Here is a 17,136-nt window from a genome sequence, read left to right as displayed (position 1 = left end):
TCCCCTGTGGGAGCGGGCTTGCTCCCACAGGTATTGCGTATTACCTGCTTTTCGGGCCCTGGCCGAAGGCCTCGTCCACTTTGGCCAGGTCCTGCTCGTTCAAGGTCCCCGCGTAGTAATGCAACTTGGTCCAGGCCATCAAATAGTCATAGCGGGCCTGGGCCAGATCGCGACGTGTGGTGTACAGCTGCTGCTCGGCGTTCAACGCATCAAGGTTGACCCGCTCACCGCCGAGAATGCTTTGCTTGGTCGAGATCACCAGCGCCTCGGCGGACGTCAGGGCTTTCTGATAGGCCCGCAGTTTGTTCACCCCCGACAGGCAGGCACTGAACTGGCGGCGCAACTGAATCAGTGTCTCGCGGGTCTTGCCATCCAGATCGTACTCGGCCTGTTCCATGTTGCTGCTGGCCTGACGGACCGAGGCCGACACGCCACCACCGGCATACAACGGCACGTTGACTTCGATACCGATGGTGTTGGTGTCGTAGCGCTGGTTATAGGTATTGCCGCTTTCCGACTCGTTCTGTCGAATCGAAGCGTAGGCGTTGACCCTGGGCAAGTGCCCGGCGCGGTTGCGTTCGACTTCATAGCGCGCCACTTCCACGGCCTGGCGCTGGGACGCCAGGTTCGGGTTGTTGGCCACGGCCATCTCGTGCCAGGTGTCGTAATTGGCCGGTTGCAGGGTGAAGGTCTGGAATTGCGCGTCCAGCGGTGCCAGGTCGCCAATGTTGACGGCTGGCACGCCAATCAGCGCGCCCAGTTCCCGCAACGCTGCATCCTGTTCGTCACGGGCCTCGATTTCCTCGGCGGTGGCCAATTCATAACGCGACTCGGCCTCAAGGATGTCGGTGCGCGTGCCCTCGCCCTGACGGAACATGTGCTCGTTCTGCTGGAACTGCTGCTCGAAGGCCTTCTTCTTGGCCTGCGCGATGTCGATCTGGTCTTGGGCGAACAGCGCCTTGGTGTAGTTTTCCAGCACCCGGACCAGCAACTCCTGGCTCTTGCCGCGAAAAGCCTCGTCGGCAAACAGCGACTGAGCCACGCCCTTGCGATACGCCGCATAAGCCTCGTAGTCGATCAAGGGCTGTTGCAGGCTCAAGGTCGAACCGTAACTGTTGTAGTTGCGGTCTTCAGTGAAGTTGGGTCGCCCCTCATTCATTTGAGTGACCTTGGAAGTGTTACGCCCCTTGTTGTAGGTGTAACCCAGTTTCGGCAGCAGCCCGGCGCGGCCGATGATGCGGTTTTCAAGGCCGGCATCGCGTTCCTTGATGGCGCCGAGGAACACCGGGTCGTTGCGCAAAGCCTGTTCGTAAATATCAAACGGCCCCATGGCCATCACGCTGTTGCACGTCAGCAACGTCAGGGTCGCTGCGAGCATGGAGAGCTTATTCATACAACCGAACATCCTTATTCCTCGGTCAACGCGGAGCCTGCCCGGTCGAGCAGCGGTTTGAACAGATAGTTGAGGAGTGAACGTTCACCGGTGCGCACAAACATTTCCGCCGGCATGCCAGGCTTGATCACCAGCCCGTGCAGTTTTTCCATGGCCTGGTCGCTGACACTGCTGCGCAGGACGTAGTACGGCGCACCGGTTTTCTCGTCGATCATCTGGTCGGCGGAGATCAGGCTGACTTCACCCGGCACCCGTGGCGTGCGGCTCTGGTTGAACGCGGTGAACAGAATATCCACCGGCAAGTGCGTGCCGACCTTGTCGATCAGGTTGACCGGCAGGTGCCCCTCCACTTCCAGCCGAGTGCCTTGCGGCACGATCTCCAGCAGGGTTTCGCCCTGACGGACCACGGCGCCTTCGGTATGAACACCGAGGTTGACGGCAATACCGTCGGCAGTGGCAATGATCTCGCGGTGTTGCAAGTCGAACCCGGCGGAAGTCAGTTGCTCCTTGAGGGTTACGCTCTTGAGCTGCGCGTCGGCCAGTTGCGTGCGGACTTCCTTCTGGTACTCCTCGATGTGCTGTTGCAGCTTGAGTTTCGCTTCGAGGATGCCCTGCTCCACCCGACCGCTTTCACCGGTGTTCTCAGCCAGTTGCTGCTGCACTTGCGACAGCTGACGCTGGTATTCCATCAGCCGGTTGCGCGGGATGTAGCCGTTGTCGGCCAAGGGTTGCAGGTTGCTCAATTGCTGTTGCAGCGAGCTGGCCTGGGCCGTCAGGTCGGTGCGCGCGCGGCGCATGCCGGCCAGTTGCGAACTGGCGCCTTCGATGTTGGCGCGCAGGCCACCCTGTTCGCGGTAATACGCTTCGCGGCGGCTGCTGAACAGCTGCCGCTGACCTTCCATGACCAGTGCCAGTCGTGGGTCGGCATGGCTGCTCAGTTCGGCGGGGAACGTCACCTCTTTGAGGTTGTCGCGTTCGCTCTGCAACCGGGCCAGGCTGGCCCAGGCCATGCGGTATTGCGCCTGCAACGAATCGACATCGGCAGCGGCCTGGGTCGGGTCGAGCTGGAACAACGGCTGACCCTGCTTCACCGCCTCGCCTTCGCGCACCAGAATGCGGCTGACCACACCGTTGCTCATCGACTGTACGGCTTTGCGTTTACCGGAGACGACGACGGTGCCTTGCACCGGAATGCCTTGATCCAGCGGTGCCAGGCTGGCCCAGGTAAAAAAGCTGCCGGCGCCGACGATGGCCAGGATCCAGCCCATACGGGCGAAGTATTTCGCATCTCGTTCAGGACGCTCGGCAACGTAATCGTGTTCCATGGACGCTTCGTTTTGCGTGTTCATACGTGCGCTGCTCATACACCCGAATTCCTTGTCGTGGGCTGATACTGGCGACTCATGCTGAGCCCGCCGGGCGCCGGCGCGGCTTTGGGCTGTTCCTGGTTGGCGGGCTGATTGCCGGCCTGATTTGACGACAAGGCCTTGAGTACGTCGTGACTGGGACCGAACGCCTGCAGGCGACCGTCGCTGAGCACCAGCAACTTGTCGGCCTGGGCCAGCGCCGAGGAACGGTGGGTAACCAGAATCACGCTGGTGCCCTGGGCTTTCATTTGCGCGATGGCGCCAGCCAGCGCCGCTTCGCCGACGGTGTCGAGGTTGGAGTTGGGTTCATCCAGCACCACCAGGCTCGGCTTGCCATACAGCGCACGGGCCAAGGCCACGCGCTGCTTCTGGCCGCCGGACAAACCGCTGCCGTCTTCACCCAGCACGGTGTCGTAGCCTTGAGGCATGCGCAGGATCAGGTCATGCACGCCGGCCTGTTGCGCGGCTTCGACGACTTTCTGCGGATCAGCCTCGCGGAAACGCGCGATGTTTTCCGCGATGCTGCCGCTGAACAGTTCGATGTCCTGAGGCAGGTAACCTATATAAGGACCGAGTTCATCGCGATTCCAGCGATGGATGTCCGCGCCGTCGAGTCGCACTGTGCCGCCGAGGGTCGGCCATACGCCAACCAGCACCCTGGCCAGGGTCGACTTGCCGGAACCGGAAGCACCGAGCACGCCCAGCACCTCGCCGGCCCCCAGGCTGAAGTTGACCATGTGCAAGGTCGCACCGCGTTTGCCGGGCGGACCGGCACTGACCTGTTCGAAGGCGATCTGGCCTTTTGGCGCCGGCAGTTCCATGGCCTCATCGCTGGGTGGATAGCTTTGCAGCAGGTCGTCGAGGCGACGGTAAGCGAGCTTGGCGCCGCTCCATTGTTTCCACACGGCGATCAACTGGTCGATCGGGCTCAGCACGCGGCCCATCAGGATAGAACCGGCAATCATCATCCCGGCAGTCATGTCGCCCTTGATCACCAGCAAGGCACCCAGCCCCAGCACCAGTGATTGCAGGCACAGGCGCAAAGTCTTGCTCAACGAGCTGATGACCGCGCCGGTGTCGCTGGCCTGATTCTGCAGGCCGAGAAAACGCGAATGCACCTGGAACCAGCGCTTGCGCAGCACACCGAGCATGCCCATGGCCTGGATAGTCTCGGCGTTGTGCAGGTGGCTGGTGGCCAGTTGGCTGGACTTCTGCGAGAAGCCCGCCGCCTCGCCCAACGGCTTTTTGGTCATGGCCTCGTTGAGGCACGCCAGCGCAATCAGCAACACGGCACCGGCCGTGGCCAATACGCCCAGCCAGACGTTGAACAGGTAAATCACGAACAGGTACACCGGAAACCACGGCGCATCAAAGAAGGCAAAGAGTGCCGGCCCGGTGACGAACTGGCGGATGTGGGTCAGGTCGCCCAGCGATTGCCCGGCATTGCCTTCGCCGCGAAACAGGTTGCGTTCGAACGCCGCCTGATACACCCGCAGGTTGAAACGTCGCTCCAGCTGGCTGCCAATGCGGATCACGATAAAACTGCGCACCACTTCCAGCAGGCCGATAAACGCAAAGAACCCGACCACCATCAGCGACAACATGGCCAGGGTTGTTTCGTTTTGCGAAGACAGCACCCGGTCATAAACCTGGAGCATATAAATCGACGGGACCAGCATCAGTACGTTGATCAGTGCGGTGAAACAACCGACGCTGATCAAAATGCTCTTGTAGTCACCCAGTGCCTTGATTAACGGTGCGGTGGCTGGGGCCTTCGCCATCTTCATTGTTTTTCCCTGAGATGATATTCCCCCACCTTACTTGGTGGAGTTCGGTTAACTGTCCGTACACGGGTCTGGATATTCTGTTTCAAGTTATTGCTGGCGCACCCAATAACAACGCCTTATATCGATGACAACTATCGAACGGGTGTTTTGGTTATTGATCGACTGCGGATAACCGTTACATCGGGGCAATAGTGTCGGCACCCGGGGCGATTAGGCATTTACCGGTTAATGTGCAGCGCGCACCAAAGTAATGATCAGTCCTGACTTCAGGGTGCTTGTATAAAGCCCCTCCCGCTGTCGGCTGAAAAACACAATTCTTGAGCCTTCTTTTCCGGTAACGGCAATACCATCGGGTTCGGGAAACCAGCCAATCGCCGATTCATCCAGCCAGGCGCTCAGGCACTCGGCCCCTTGCCCCAGGGTTTGCTTGCGTTCGAAATCGATCACGCAGACGTTGGACGGTTTGTCCTGCAGCGCCTGTGATTCAGCGGTGTCTTGCGGGGTATTGAGGGTGGCCTGCCACTTACCGGCCAACTCCGACGGATCTGCTAATTTCAGGCTGCTTGCCATGGCTACATCTCCAAGAAACATGATCAGCGTCGCAAAAAGCCACGCGGTTGCTCTGTAGGTAAAAGCGTTTTGAGTCATAGGACGTGTTACTCCGGCGTGTAGCCTTACTCACAGCGAGCAGCGATGCAAGGACAGAGAGCGGCGCATCGGCGCCGCCCTCCTTTTTGCCTTGAATCAAGCCGCGATATCGGTCACTGCTGCCTGGCCCACGGTGCTGACAATGAAGTCAGCCACGCCGTGCCCGGAGAAGTCCACCGACAGCAGGCTGTTGCCACCGGAGGTGGTCAGCACTGCGTCACCTGCAGCACCCGAGAACGAATTCACGAAGTGCAGGCCTGCGCCTTTGGTGATTGCGGTCAGATCGATTTTGTCCAGACCGCTGACAAAATCCATGATCTGGTCGGACGCGCCCGGCTTGGAGTCGGAGCTTGCAGCGTACACAAATGTGTCCGAGCCCGAACCGCCCCACAGCTTGTCTGCACCACCCGCGCCATAAATGATGTCGTTGCCGGCACCACCTTTGAGCTCGTTGGATGCACTGTTGCCGATCAGCAGGTCGTTGCCCGAACCGCCGATGGCGTTCTCGATGGTCACGCCCTTGGCAATGGACACGTTACCTACCATGCCGCCAACGTCGGAGAACGAGGCTTCATTGAGGTTGATCTTCTGGTTTTGGGTAAAACCGGAGAAATCGAATGTGTCCTTGCCGCCGCCATCCCAAACCGAGAACACCAGCTTGTCCGACGATGAGGTCGCGCCCAGGTAGTCGCGACCGGCGTTGGAGTTGAAGCCGTAGGTGGTGTCACCGGCACGGGTGTTGAAGTTGGCGCCGTAGAGCTTCTGAATGGCGGCAATATCGTCCATCAGCGGACCGGACGAGTAAGCCTCTACACCGCCCTTGCTGAAGTTCTGGCTGGTATTGCTTTCACTCCAGTAGCTCATGAGGCTGTAGCCTCGAGTGTCCTGGCCGTAGGACGCATCGTTGTAAGTCGGGTTGCCTTCGCCGGCGTTGTAGTCGCCAGGGTGAGACAGGCCCAGGGTGTGACCGATTTCGTGAGTCAGGGTCTGACGACCGTAGTTGTTCACGCCCGGAGTCTTGTTGACGTCATAGCCACTGCCAGTCAGGTACCACGACTGACCGTCATACCCAGGCTCGGTCCCTGGCAGGAATGCAAACGCTGCTGCACCTTCCTGGCCGCCACTGTAGTTACCGAAGGTCATGTGGCCGTCGCCACCCTTGGCAGCTTCGGTAAAGGTGACGTTAGCCACGTCGGCCCAGGATTGCATGGAAAGCACGGCCTGGGATTTTTGCAGGGCACTGAACTGACTGAAACCGGTGACGCCCAGGCCGCTGAAATTCGAGGTCTTGGCTGTCAGAAAGGTGTAGGTCAGTTCGATCTTGCCGCTGCCATCGAGATCGTGCCAGGAAGCACCATCACGCAGCAGTTGAGTCGCGGCTTGATCCACAGAGAACGAGGGTTTGCCATTGACCGTGAGATTGCCGCCACGATCATACTGATGGCTGAAGCTATCGATCTGGTTGTACGCAGAACTTGTCGCGCCCAGTGAAGTATCAAATGGCTGGAACGCCTGCTCGGCGGAATCAATAGCGTTGGCTTTAACTTTCGACATAAAAACACTTCCTTGTTTAGCAATGGAACCGATTTTTGTCCGATAAGACGATCTCTGGCGAGATCGTCCAATCACTCGCCCAATGAAGGCGTAAGAAACCTGACACAATTTGAAATAAGACGTCTACACATTTTTTTTGGGCAAACTGTACGGCTGCGCCAAGTGCCCGAAAACAAGGGGCATCGTGGCAAAATATTGTTTTGAGTGATGAGTTTTGAATCAATTGTCTGACAATTTGTTATTTAAATATTAAATAGAGGTAAGTTGTTTTTTGATAAGGGCGTCTCACTTTCCATGTTTGCAAAACCAAGTGCCAGCGCAGTGCCACCCACTAACTCATATGTCCGCAAAGTGGTGTCATGACCTGTGAACAACCCTGTAGGCGCTGCCTGTGGCAGCGCCAGAGGGCGGTGAGCATCAGCTACCGGTACGAATCTTGTTCCATACCCGCGTGCGGATCCGGTCAATGTTGAGCGGCATCGCTTCCAGCGCAAACAATTTGCCCATCATCTCGGGACTCGGGTACACCTTGGTATCGTTCTTGATGGCTGGGTCGATCAGGCTGTCCGCCTGTTCGTTGCCGTTGGCGTAGTGCACGTAGTTGCTGATGCTGGCCATCACGTCCGGGCGCAGCAGGTAGTTCATGAATGCGTAACCGGCCTTCTCGTCCGGGGCATCGGCAGGCATGGCGACCATGTCGAACCAGATCGCCGCGCCTTCCTTGGGAATCGAGTAGCCGATGTCGACGCCGTTCCCGGCTTCCCTGGCGCGATTTTCCGCCTGGAGGATGTCACCGGAGAAACCGACCGCCACGCAAATGTCACCGTTGGCCAGGTCGCTGGTGTATTTGGATGAATGGAAATAGCTGATATATGGCCGGACTTTCATCAGCAAGGCTTCGGCTTTTTTATAATCTTCGGGGTTCTTGCTGTGGTGTGGCAGGCCCAGGTAATTGAGCGCTGCTGGCAACAGTTCCGGGCCGTTGTCGAGAATGGCCACGCCACACTTCTGCAACTTCGCCATGTTTTCCGGCTTGAAGATCAGGTCCCAGGAATCGACGGGGGCGTTGTCACCCAACACCGCCTTGACCTTGGTGATGTTGTAGCCGATCCCGGTGCTGCCCCACAGGTACGGGAAGCCGTGTTCGTTACCCGGATCATTGGTTTGCAAGGCCTTGAGCAGCACCGGGTTGAGGTTCTTCCAGTTCGGTAACTGGCTCTTGTCGAGTGTCTTCAGTGCCCCGCCCTGAATCTGTCGAGCCATGAAATGGTTGGACGGGAACACCACGTCATAGCCGGACTTGCCGGTCATCAACTTGCCGTCGAGGGTTTCGTTGCTGTCGTACACGTCGTAGCTGAAACCGATGCCGGTTTCTTTCTCGAAATTTTTTGTGGTGCCGGGCGCGATGTAGTCCGACCAGTTGTAGATTTTGACCGTGTCGGCGGCGTGGCTGATGGAAGCCACGAGCATCAGTGGGACGAGCGTCAGTGTCTTTCGGATCATGAGTCGATTCCTGTATGGGTTGTTATTGGCAGGCAATCAAGGGATCAAAAAATCAAAACGTAGGTCTTGCGCACGGTTTCCTGAATGTCCCAGATACCGAGAGTGTTGGCTGGCAACATCAGTGCGTCGCCGGCTTCTATGTGCAGGGTTTCGCCGTCGTCCGGGGTGAAGGTGCAGCGACCCTGGATGAAGTGACAGAATTCCTGGGCAACGATCTGTCGGCGCCAGCGTCCGGGCGTGCATTCCCAGACGCCGGTCTCGACGCCATCGTCGCGCTCGACACTGGTGGTCGACGCCACCGCCACGGGCGCGCCCAGTGGCACCGCGACGGGATTGGATTCGTCCAGTGTCAGGGTTGCGGTGTGCTTGAATTGCGTGATGCTCATGGGAGTACCTGTTGAGGGAGAAAACGCCGTTTAGTGCATGAAGCCTTCCATGAACCCCGCCACGCCGCTGGCCAGCTTGCGCCGCCAGGGCGCAGTGGACGGGTCGGCCAGGGTCTGGTCCTCGTGGACGAAGCTGCGGATGATCGCGTTGTAGCCGAGCCAGCGGCATGGCTCCGGCTCCCAGGCACGCAGGGCTTCGATTTGGCCCTGAGGCATGACCCAGGGCTGGCGGACCAGTTCGGTGTCACGTTCAAGGATCAGGTCGGCCAATGTCCGCCCCCCCAGATTGCTGGCACCAACACCCTCCCCGCCGTAACCGCCGGACAGCGCGATGCCGCTGGCGTGATCACAGAGCATGTGCGGCTTGAACTGCCGGGACATCCCCAGATTGCCGCCCCAGGCGTGAGTGATTCGCACGTTCTTGAGTTGCGGGAACAGTTCGCCGAACAGATAGCGGCGCAACTCCACTTCGCTACGGGTCAGGTCGAAGTCATGGCGCAACTTGCCGGCGAACTGGTAGCCGCCACGGGCACCGAACACCAGGCGATTGTCTGCGGAGCGCTGGCCATAGGTGACCTGGCGACTGCTTTCACTGAACGCCTGGCCACGGCTCAAGCCGATTTCATCCCAGGTTGCGGCGGACAGCGGCTCGGTGGCCACCAGCAGACTTTGCACCGGCAACTGGTAACGACCCAGCGGCGGCAGCGTGACCGAATAACCTTCTACCGCCGGCACGATCCAGCGACTGCGAACCGACGCCTTTGCCGTGCGCAGACTGCCCGACTGCCAGTGCGTGACCGGGCTGTTTTCATGGATTTTGACGCCCATGCGTGCAACGGTGTTCGCCAGACCCCGCACCAGCTTTGCCGGCTGGATGGTCGCTACGTGCGGCGCATAGATGCCGCCATAGGGCTTGGCCACCCTGATCTGCTGCGCCAATTGCTCTGGACTGAGCCAGCGGTAGTCATTTTCAGTCAAGCCTTGGGCGTACAGCTTGTCCAGGTACTGGCGCAGGCTGGTTTCCTGCTCGGGATAACGGGCGGCGCAGTACAGCACCCCGCCTTTGCGATAATCACAGTCGATACCCTCGCGTTCGAGGACAATCTCAACCTCGTCCGGAATGCCGTGCAGCAATTCAAACGAGGCGCGGCGTTGCTCGGGGTTCAACTTGGCGAGCAGGCGATCCTCGCCCAACAGATTGCCCATCAGCCAACCACCGTTGCGACCCGAGGCGCCGAAACCGGCGGTTTGCGCCTCGATGATCGCGATATCCAGGCCCGGTGCCAGACGCTTGAGGTAGTACGCGGTCCAGAGCCCGGTGTAACCAGCGCCGATGATGGCGACGTCGACGTCCAGATCCTGCTCCAGCGCCGGACGCGCCAATAATGGCTCGTCGAGCTGGTCCATCCACAAACTGATAGTGCGCCACGCCGCCATGCAAGACTCCGTCACTCAAACTTCGATGAGGACGATCCTAGTGCGCGGGCTCAGAGGCTGTCTTGCGCGCGTGCACGCAAAGAAATTTGTTTGACGTAGGCCTTGGGCGACAGGCCTGTGTGCTGGCGGAAACAGCTGTAGAACGCCGACAGAGAATTGAAACCGGCCGCGAACGCCAGGTCATCGACTTTCAGTGGCGGCGTGGCAGCTTCCAGCGTCGCGAGCAAATGCTTGAGCCGCGCCTGATTGACGTAGCGATAGAAGCTTTGGCCCAGCACCTGATTGAGCAGGTAGGAGATCTGGTTGCGGCTGTACCCGCACTCCTTGGCCACGCGCTGCAGGTCGAGCTCCGGGTCCAGATAAGGTTGCTGACGCTGGAAGTACTGCTGCAAGTCCTCAGCCATGAAACTCAGTTGCCGAGGCGACAGGCCCAGCCGACTCACCGCGGGGCGTAGCGTGCTGGCGGTTTTACTGGGCGGCTGCTCATGCACCAGAGAGGCATATTCATTGACCCGCCAGATCAACCCGTCACGCACGGTGATCGCCTCACTGGAGCGAAAAGACACCAACCCCTCGCCACCGCGCAGTGTCATGCAGTACTGGATGAAAGCCGTGTTGCCGTCCAGGCGGATGCGATCGGAGTGTTCCAGCGCTTCATCGCGATTGCGCGGCATGCTGAGGCGCACGTACTCGCGCAATTCATCCAGCCCCATGACGCGATTCTGGAAAAAGTCGTGGTACTGGATCTGCGGGTGATACAACGCCATGACGCCGTCCAGATCCCGGTGTTTCCAGCACAGGTGATAGCGCATGACTGTTTCGCCCGTCACCGGGGTTTGCTGCGGGCCGTCATCATCGGCGTGCATAGGGAACTCGGCGAGAAAAAAGTCCAGATTGCCCAAGTTCAGTCAAGGCTTCAATGGCCAGGCAGTGATGGCGCTTTGGTCAATAAGCAGCGGACTGTGATCCATATCAAAAAATACCGGGCAATCGCCAAACGGCCTGAAAAAAGCCACCTTTTTTTCACATCCGGATGCTACTTTTAGAGGCAATCACCGGTTGAGCCAATGAAGGCTCTTCCCTCCTCACATGAGCTAAAGGAAGCGCTCGATGACTAAGGCGGGCAACACATGAACAAAGGATCATTCAGCAAGGTCACTTTTCCCAACGCCTGCCAGCTGATGCGCTGGCATTTTCATCCCATGGGTTTTGAGGCGAGCATGGACGCACCGGGCAGCATGATTGCCCGCCTGTTCGATCGGGCCAGCGGCGAAACCATGATCGCCATCGCCGGCATTCCCTGCTCCACCGTCATGAATGCGGCAGATGTGGAGCGAATCATTGAAGCGGTGGAAGATGAGCTGGAAGCGTTCATCCCACCGGTGGCGCTCAGGAGTTTTGCCTGATCGCATTTCGGATACCAAAAAGCCCACAGGATGTGGGCTTTTTAATGCCTTTTGTTTCGGCAACACCATGAATCCCTGTGGGAGCGAGCTTGCTCGCGATGGCGCCTGCACATTCAACTTGTAGTGCCTGACGGACCGCTATCGCGAGCAAGCACGCTCCCACAGGGGGTCAGGTTAACTTCAGGGGTTGGCGGTGATCAGCAAAAAACGCCTTGCCCTGGCCCACCCGGTCCGACGCCTTGGGCATGTTCACCGCCTGATTGTCCTGACCATCGACATACCAATAGCAGTGGCTGACCGCCCGGGTGATCCCCACATAAGCCAGTCGCAGAATCTCGTCCTTCTGCGCATTGTCATAGGCCTCACTGTCGCCAGCCTTGCCCAGACCTGCCATGCGATACACCTGATTCTTGTAAGGCGAGCTGGTCAGATGCTGGCAGTCACCCAGCAGGAATACTGCGTCTGCCTGAAGGCCCTTGGCGCTGTGGTACGTCAGTTGTTTCAGGCGTCGGGCGTCGTACGGCAAGCTAGAGTCAACATTAACTACAGACTGAATATGCTCTTCTATCAATGACTTATCGCTACATCTTCGATAAAGCATCAAGATCGAATCTCCCTGCCGGTAGTGTTCGATCAGCCGTTGCGCCATGTCCTGATCATTACGCTCAAGCACATTCACCGGCCGCAAGACTTGCTGCTCGCCGGCGGCCTTGGCCTTCTTGCCCGGGATTGCCGGTGCAGAACGTACGATATGTTCAGCGGCATCGATGATGTGTTGATGGCTGCGGTAATTGTCGCTGAGCATCACCCGAGTGGTGGACGGTGAAGGGAATTGCTTGTTGAAATCCATGAAGTACGTCGGCGAACTGCCCCGCCAGCCGTAGATGGACTGCCAGTCATCACCCACACACAACAAGGACGAACGCTGGGCACCGCGCCCTACATGCATGGCCGGGCCGCGGCTGCGAATTTCCGCCAGGCTGGCACGAATCCAGGAGACGATTTGCGGCGATACGTCCTGAAACTCGTCGATCATCAGGTGCGACAGCGGTCTGAGCAACTCATCGCTCAGCAGCTTGAGATTTTCCGGTGAATGCTCGCTGAACAGGGCGAACATGCGATTGTAGGTCATGACGGGCGGCTTCTGATCCAGCAAATGATCTTCCAGCGCACGCCAGTACAGGCTCAGGGCCTCGAAGAAAAACCGGTCCGGGTCGTCCTTGGCAAAACTCATTCGGCCCACAGCGTCCGGAACGTCCAGGCCGAGGTTCTCGATAAATCCCGCTGCCGCCACAAAACAATCCAGCAAGGGCGCGGAGCCGAGCTCGCCCTTGACCTTGTAGTCGAAGCCAGGACCGGCACTGGCATCACCGGCCAGCGAGGCCAGGACGCGCTTCGACGACTCATAACTGTCTATCCAAATCAAAGGCTTACGACAGAAAGCTTGAAACAGGGTGCGCTTCACGGCCCATTCGGCGCGCACGCTGAGCTTGGCGTTCGGACGGCTGACTTGCGGGTTTTCACGGGGATCGAACCCCAGCACCACCCAGGCATCCAGCGTTGGAATGTAGCCGTGGCATTGAAAAATCGAGCCGTTGATATCGAACGTCTGACGGTTCGGCTCAATGCCCTTGATCGGCCAGGCACCGGCGCGAAACCACAAGTCCTCAATGACATCGCACAACTCTTCGTCGCGCTTGGCCGCCAACTCGGTCACTGCCATGCGCTTTTGCACATCCGGGTGATCGCGCTCCAGCTCCTTGAGCTGCAAGGCGTGGCGCGACAACGGCTGGATCAGCTCGCGAAAGCGCTCGTCAACGGTAATCAAGCGGTGATAACAGGCGTTTAGCTGCTGACGCTGGGCATCGTTGATTCGCAAGTCGAATGGATTGCTGTCGATCTCCTCGTCGCCGTTTTGCGGGCGGTGACTGAGGTTCTCGAAGGCCTGCAAACGCTCGAACCCCGGCAGACTGCGCACCATGGGCAGAATGCGCGAGTGAAAAGTGCGCACCAGATCCCGCGCCTCTTTGAGGCCCAGCGTCCGTTCCCACAGCGCAAACACCTCGACCAGCTTGTTGATGAAGTCCTTGCGCGACTCCCGGGTGAAGGTCACTACCGTCATCGAGCCAAGCTCGAAGCCCAGGTAATGGCTCAGCAGCAGGATTCGCAGCACCAACGTAGTCGATTTGCCCGCGCCCGCCCCGGCAACCACTGAAGTCGAGGGGGTGTCGCTGAAAATCATCTTCCATTGCGCGGCGCTGGGCTGCGCGTGCGAGGGCAGCAACCGCGCGACATCGGCTTTCATGCGTTTCTTGAGTTCGGCGCTCAACGGCAGACGCCAGTCGTCGAACAGGTTGTCATCGACGTTCGGCGGCCGGTGCTCGGTGCAGCGTGAGTCGCGGATCAGCAACACCTGGCGCCCTTGCTCCAGACCTTCCAGCTTGCCTTCCTTGAACCCGTAATCGACCCCGGCGGTGTGGCCGCTGCGAAAACCGTCCGCCTGCCCATGCAGCCATGACGCACGGTGTTGCGCGCGCAGGCGGGTCAGGCCGTGGCCAAAAAAACGGGCAGCCAGCCGTTTGAGCAATGGCATTTCGGCAAGGGGGCGCAGTTCGGGCGGAAGATCGGGGGTGTGTTGCGGCACGCGGACGGACTCCAGGGTGTGAGGCTGTTGACGGCTATGGTGTCTTTATTTGCCGGCCAGTTCTAGTGAAATGCTTGTAGTTCATTGGCTTGGACGATGAAGTGAAGGCTGGGTGAGAAACTTTTGAGCCGCGCAAATATCGGATTACTCGATCAGTTTGCGGCATTTTTTACGCTTTTTATCGATTGTTGCTTGAAGGATCATACTCACCATCAACCACCGGTTCCGGTTTCGTGGCGCACGGCCCATGACGAACCTTCGAGGAGACGATCATGCTTGAACTCAGACCTTTCAACACCTTGGGCGGTGCCCACCACGGCTGGTTGGATGCCCATCATCACTTTTCGTTCGCCGAGTACCACGACCCAAAGCGCATGAACTGGGGCAACCTGCGCGTCTGGAACGACGACGTGATTGCCGCCGGCACGGGCTTTCCACAGCATCCGCACCGCGACATGGAAATCATCACCTATGTACGTGAAGGCGCCATTACTCACCAGGACAATCTGGGCAACAAGGGCCGTACCGAGGCTGGCGATGTTCAGGTGATGAGTGCCGGCACCGGGATTGCGCACAGCGAATACAACCTGGAGTCGAGCGAGACCCGGATCTTCCAGATCTGGATCATCCCCAACGAAACGGGCCTGGCTCCGTCCTGGGGCGCCAAGCCGTTTCCAAAAGGCCAGCGCGAAGGCTTTGTGACCCTGGCCAGCGGCAAGGCCGGCGATGATCAGAGCCTGCGGATTCGTGCGGATGCGCGGCTGGTAGCGGCCAATCTCAAGGCCGGGGAATCGGCTGAGTATCGGCTCGACAGCGGCCGTCGCGCCTACCTGGTGCCGGCAACAGGCGTCATTGAAGTCAATGGCTTGCGTGCACAAGCTCGAGACGGCGTCGCCGTTGCGAACGAGCAGGTGCTGACGGTGACGGCGATTGAAGACAGTGAAATCGTGTTGGTGGACCTGGCTTGATCGAGTAAATACCGGGCAAAAAAAAACGGCAACCATGTGGTGAATGCCGATCAGTCAAGACACAAACCTGTGGCAGCGAGCCTGCTCGCGAAGAGGCCAGCACATTCAACATTGATGTTGAATATCAGGCCGCCTTCGCGAGCAGGCTCGCTCCCACAAGGTTTACGGTGTTCAAATCCTTAACTGACCAGCATTCACCCTTATGGTCGCCCTTTTTTGACCCAGTGCTTTGGTGTCTGCACCGGCACCTTCGCGGGCAAGCCCGATCCCACAGGGTTCAGCGCAATCCTTGTGGGAGCGGGCTTGCCCGCGAAGGGGTCGTCAGTTACTTCGCAGCAATAGCGCCATCCACCAGCGTCTGGGCTTCTGCAACCAGCTGCTTCAGATGCTCGTCGCTGACAAAACTTTCTGCGTAGATCTTGTAGATGTCTTCAGTGCCCGACGGACGCGCCGCAAACCAGCCGTTTTCGGTCATGACTTTCAAGCCGCCGATGGCCTGATCGTTACCCGGTGCATGGCTGAGGATGCTCTGGATCGCTTCGCCGGCCAATTGCGTCGAGGTGACCTGATCCGGCGACAACTTGCTCAGCAGCGCTTTCTGCTGCGGGTTGGCCTTGGCGTCCACACGTACCGAGAACGGTTCGCCCAGTTCGTCGGTCAACGCACGATACGCCAGGCTCGGGTCGCGGCCGGTGCGAGCAGTCATTTCGGCTGCCAGCAATGCCGGGATCAGGCCATCCTTGTCGGTGCTCCAGACGCCGCCGTCCTTGCGCAGGAACGAAGCCCCTGCGCTTTCTTCGCCGCCAAAGCCCAGCGAACCGTCAAACAGGCCATCGGCAAACCATTTGAAACCGACCGGCACTTCGTACAATCGACGACCGAGGCGCTTGGCCACGCGGTCGATCAGGCCGCTGCTGACCACGGTTTTACCCACGGCGGCATCAGCGCGCCACTGAGGACGATTCTGGAACAGGTAGTCGATGGACACCGCCAGATAGTTATTCGGCGCCAGCAGGCCGCCGGACGGGGTCACGATGCCATGGCGGTCATGATCCGGGTCGCAGGCGAAGGCAACGTCGAAACGCTCTTTCAGGCCGATCAGCCCCTGCATCGCATGGCTGGACGAGGGGTCCATGCGGATCTGTCCGTCCCAATCGACGGTCATGAAACGGAACGTCGGATCGACCTGGGTGTTGACCACTTCCAGGTTCAGGCGGTAGTGCTCGGCAATCGCCGACCAGTAGCGCACCCCTGCTCCGCCCAGCGGATCGACGCCCAGGCGCAGACCGGCATCGCGGATGGCGTCGAAATCGATCACGTTGATCAAGTCGGCGACATACGTGTTGAGGTAGTCATGACGATGAGTGGTGCTGGCCTTCAGGGCCTGTTCGTAGCTGATGCGCTTGACGCCAGCCAGCTTGTTGACCAGCAGTTCGTTGGCCTTGGCTTCGATCCACTTGGTGATGTGGGTGTCGGCCGGGCCACCGTTGGTGGGGTTGTATTTGTAGCCACCGCTTTGCGGCGGGTTGTGCGACGGCGTGATGACGATACCGTCCGCCAGGCCCGAGGTACGGCCGCGGTTGTAGCACAGGATCGCGTGGGAAATGGCCGGCGTCGGCGTGTACTCGTCGCCTTCGGCAATCATCACGGTAACGCCGTTGGCCGCCAGCACTTCGAGGGCGCTCGCACCTGCCGGTGTGGACAGTGCGTGGGTGTCGATACCGACGAACAACGGACCATCGATACCCTGGGCTTCGCGATACAGGCAGATCGCCTGGCTGATCGCCAGAACGTGCCATTCGTTGAAACTCAAGTCGAACGAGCTGCCCCGGTGTCCGGACGTGCCGAACGCTACACGCTGGGTCGAAATGGCGGCATCGGGCTGACCGGTGTAATAAGCCGTTACCAGTCGCGGGATATCGACCAACAGTTCTGCCGGTGCCGGTTTGCCCGCAAAAGGACTGAGTGTCATGCAAAACCTCTGAGAGAGAGTGGTTCAGGAATTGATTGGAACGCAGTTTACTGGCAGTTTGACCGCAACGC

Annotated in this window: 13 protein-coding genes; 2 read left to right on the top strand and 11 right to left on the bottom strand. The window is 59.2% G+C overall.

The features are described 5' to 3' along the window. Positions 1-40: 40 nt before the first annotated feature. From POF45_RS01505 to POF45_RS01465, 9 genes are all read right to left on the bottom strand, one after another. A complete protein-coding gene (locus POF45_RS01505; RefSeq protein ID WP_259494192.1) occupies positions 41-1,405 on the bottom strand; it encodes a TolC family outer membrane protein in 1,365 nt (454 codons plus the stop codon). A gap of 2 nt (positions 1,406-1,407) precedes the next feature. Further along, a complete protein-coding gene (locus tag POF45_RS01500) occupies positions 1,408-2,757 on the bottom strand; it encodes an HlyD family type I secretion periplasmic adaptor subunit (RefSeq protein ID WP_259494194.1) in 1,350 nt (449 codons plus the stop codon). Continuing rightward, positions 2,754-4,547 carry a type I secretion system permease/ATPase gene (locus POF45_RS01495; RefSeq protein ID WP_259494196.1) on the bottom strand — a complete coding sequence of 598 codons (1,794 nt, stop codon included), beginning with the start codon at positions 4,545-4,547 and terminating at the stop codon, positions 2,754-2,756. Before POF45_RS01495 ends, POF45_RS01500 begins: the two co-directional genes overlap by 4 nt. A 225-nt stretch (positions 4,548-4,772) precedes the next feature. Further along, positions 4,773-5,195, bottom strand: coding sequence for a protease inhibitor Inh/omp19 family protein (locus POF45_RS01490; RefSeq protein WP_259494198.1), 423 nt, complete (start codon positions 5,193-5,195; stop codon positions 4,773-4,775). Between the two features lie 96 nt (positions 5,196-5,291). Next, entirely contained in the window at positions 5,292-6,749 is a 1,458-nt protein-coding gene (locus tag POF45_RS01485; RefSeq protein WP_259494200.1) for a serralysin family metalloprotease, read from the bottom strand. Between the two features lie 417 nt (positions 6,750-7,166). Beyond that, a complete protein-coding gene (locus POF45_RS01480) occupies positions 7,167-8,252 on the bottom strand; it encodes a polyamine ABC transporter substrate-binding protein (RefSeq protein ID WP_259494202.1) in 1,086 nt (361 codons plus the stop codon). Positions 8,253-8,296: 44 nt separating this feature from the next. Continuing rightward, on the bottom strand, positions 8,297-8,638 hold the full coding sequence (locus POF45_RS01475; protein ID WP_259494204.1) for a cupin domain-containing protein: 342 nt from the start codon (positions 8,636-8,638) through the stop codon (positions 8,297-8,299). Between the two features lie 30 nt (positions 8,639-8,668). Beyond that, on the bottom strand, positions 8,669-10,075 hold the full coding sequence (locus POF45_RS01470; protein ID WP_259494206.1) for an NAD(P)/FAD-dependent oxidoreductase: 1,407 nt from the start codon (positions 10,073-10,075) through the stop codon (positions 8,669-8,671). A 50-nt stretch (positions 10,076-10,125) separates the two neighbouring features. Next, the gene (locus POF45_RS01465) at positions 10,126-10,941 is read right to left on the bottom strand and encodes an AraC family transcriptional regulator (protein ID WP_259494207.1); all 816 of its coding nucleotides are present in this window, start codon (positions 10,939-10,941) and stop codon (positions 10,126-10,128) included. 264 nt (positions 10,942-11,205) lie between these two features. On the opposite strand from POF45_RS01465, the gene POF45_RS01460 reads away from it, so the two are divergent. After that, a complete protein-coding gene (locus tag POF45_RS01460) occupies positions 11,206-11,481 on the top strand; it encodes a DUF1652 domain-containing protein (protein ID WP_259494208.1) in 276 nt (91 codons plus the stop codon). Between the two features lie 169 nt (positions 11,482-11,650). Here the strand turns inward: POF45_RS01460 and POF45_RS01455 are convergent, their stop codons facing one another. Beyond that, positions 11,651-14,125 carry a UvrD-helicase domain-containing protein gene (locus tag POF45_RS01455; RefSeq protein ID WP_282314848.1) on the bottom strand — a complete coding sequence of 825 codons (2,475 nt, stop codon included), beginning with the start codon at positions 14,123-14,125 and terminating at the stop codon, positions 11,651-11,653. 272 nt (positions 14,126-14,397) lie between these two features. Between POF45_RS01455 and POF45_RS01450 the strand changes: the two genes are divergently transcribed. After that, the gene (locus POF45_RS01450) at positions 14,398-15,093 is read left to right on the top strand and encodes a pirin family protein (protein WP_259494210.1); all 696 of its coding nucleotides are present in this window, start codon (positions 14,398-14,400) and stop codon (positions 15,091-15,093) included. A 325-nt stretch (positions 15,094-15,418) separates the two neighbouring features. On the opposite strand, the gene pgm is transcribed toward POF45_RS01450, so the two are convergent. Then, positions 15,419-17,065, bottom strand: coding sequence for a phosphoglucomutase (alpha-D-glucose-1,6-bisphosphate-dependent) (gene pgm, locus POF45_RS01445; RefSeq protein ID WP_282314847.1), 1,647 nt, complete (start codon positions 17,063-17,065; stop codon positions 15,419-15,421). Between the last annotated feature and the right edge of the window lie 71 nt (positions 17,066-17,136).

Origin of the sequence: Pseudomonas fungipugnans, assembly GCF_029955235.1 — a bacterium.
In the GTDB taxonomy this organism is placed as follows: Bacteria; Pseudomonadota; Gammaproteobacteria; order Pseudomonadales; family Pseudomonadaceae; genus Aquipseudomonas; species Aquipseudomonas fungipugnans.
The sequence above is the reverse complement of the archived record's forward strand: the minus strand, read 5'-3'. Positions and strand labels throughout refer to the sequence as shown.

Bases quoted from the DNA above. Each gene is read 5' to 3' on its own strand.
- POF45_RS01505 (WP_259494192.1), bottom strand. From the start codon at position 1,405: ATGTTCGGTTGTATGAATAAGCTCTCCATGCTCGCAGCGACCCTGACG.
- POF45_RS01500 (WP_259494194.1), bottom strand. From the start codon at position 2,757: ATGAGCAGCGCACGTATGAACACGCAAAACGAAGCGTCCATGGAACAC.
- POF45_RS01495 (WP_259494196.1), bottom strand. From the start codon at position 4,547: ATGAAGATGGCGAAGGCCCCAGCCACCGCACCGTTAATCAAGGCACTG.
- POF45_RS01490 (WP_259494198.1), bottom strand. From the start codon at position 5,195: ATGACTCAAAACGCTTTTACCTACAGAGCAACCGCGTGGCTTTTTGCG.
- POF45_RS01485 (WP_259494200.1), bottom strand. From the start codon at position 6,749: ATGTCGAAAGTTAAAGCCAACGCTATTGATTCCGCCGAGCAGGCGTTC.
- POF45_RS01480 (WP_259494202.1), bottom strand. From the start codon at position 8,252: ATGATCCGAAAGACACTGACGCTCGTCCCACTGATGCTCGTGGCTTCC.
- POF45_RS01475 (WP_259494204.1), bottom strand. From the start codon at position 8,638: ATGAGCATCACGCAATTCAAGCACACCGCAACCCTGACACTGGACGAA.
- POF45_RS01470 (WP_259494206.1), bottom strand. From the start codon at position 10,075: ATGGCGGCGTGGCGCACTATCAGTTTGTGGATGGACCAGCTCGACGAG.
- POF45_RS01465 (WP_259494207.1), bottom strand. From the start codon at position 10,941: ATGCACGCCGATGATGACGGCCCGCAGCAAACCCCGGTGACGGGCGAA.
- POF45_RS01460 (WP_259494208.1), top strand. From the start codon at position 11,206: ATGAACAAAGGATCATTCAGCAAGGTCACTTTTCCCAACGCCTGCCAG.
- POF45_RS01450 (WP_259494210.1), top strand. From the start codon at position 14,398: ATGCTTGAACTCAGACCTTTCAACACCTTGGGCGGTGCCCACCACGGC.
- pgm (WP_282314847.1), bottom strand. From the start codon at position 17,065: ATGACACTCAGTCCTTTTGCGGGCAAACCGGCACCGGCAGAACTGTTG.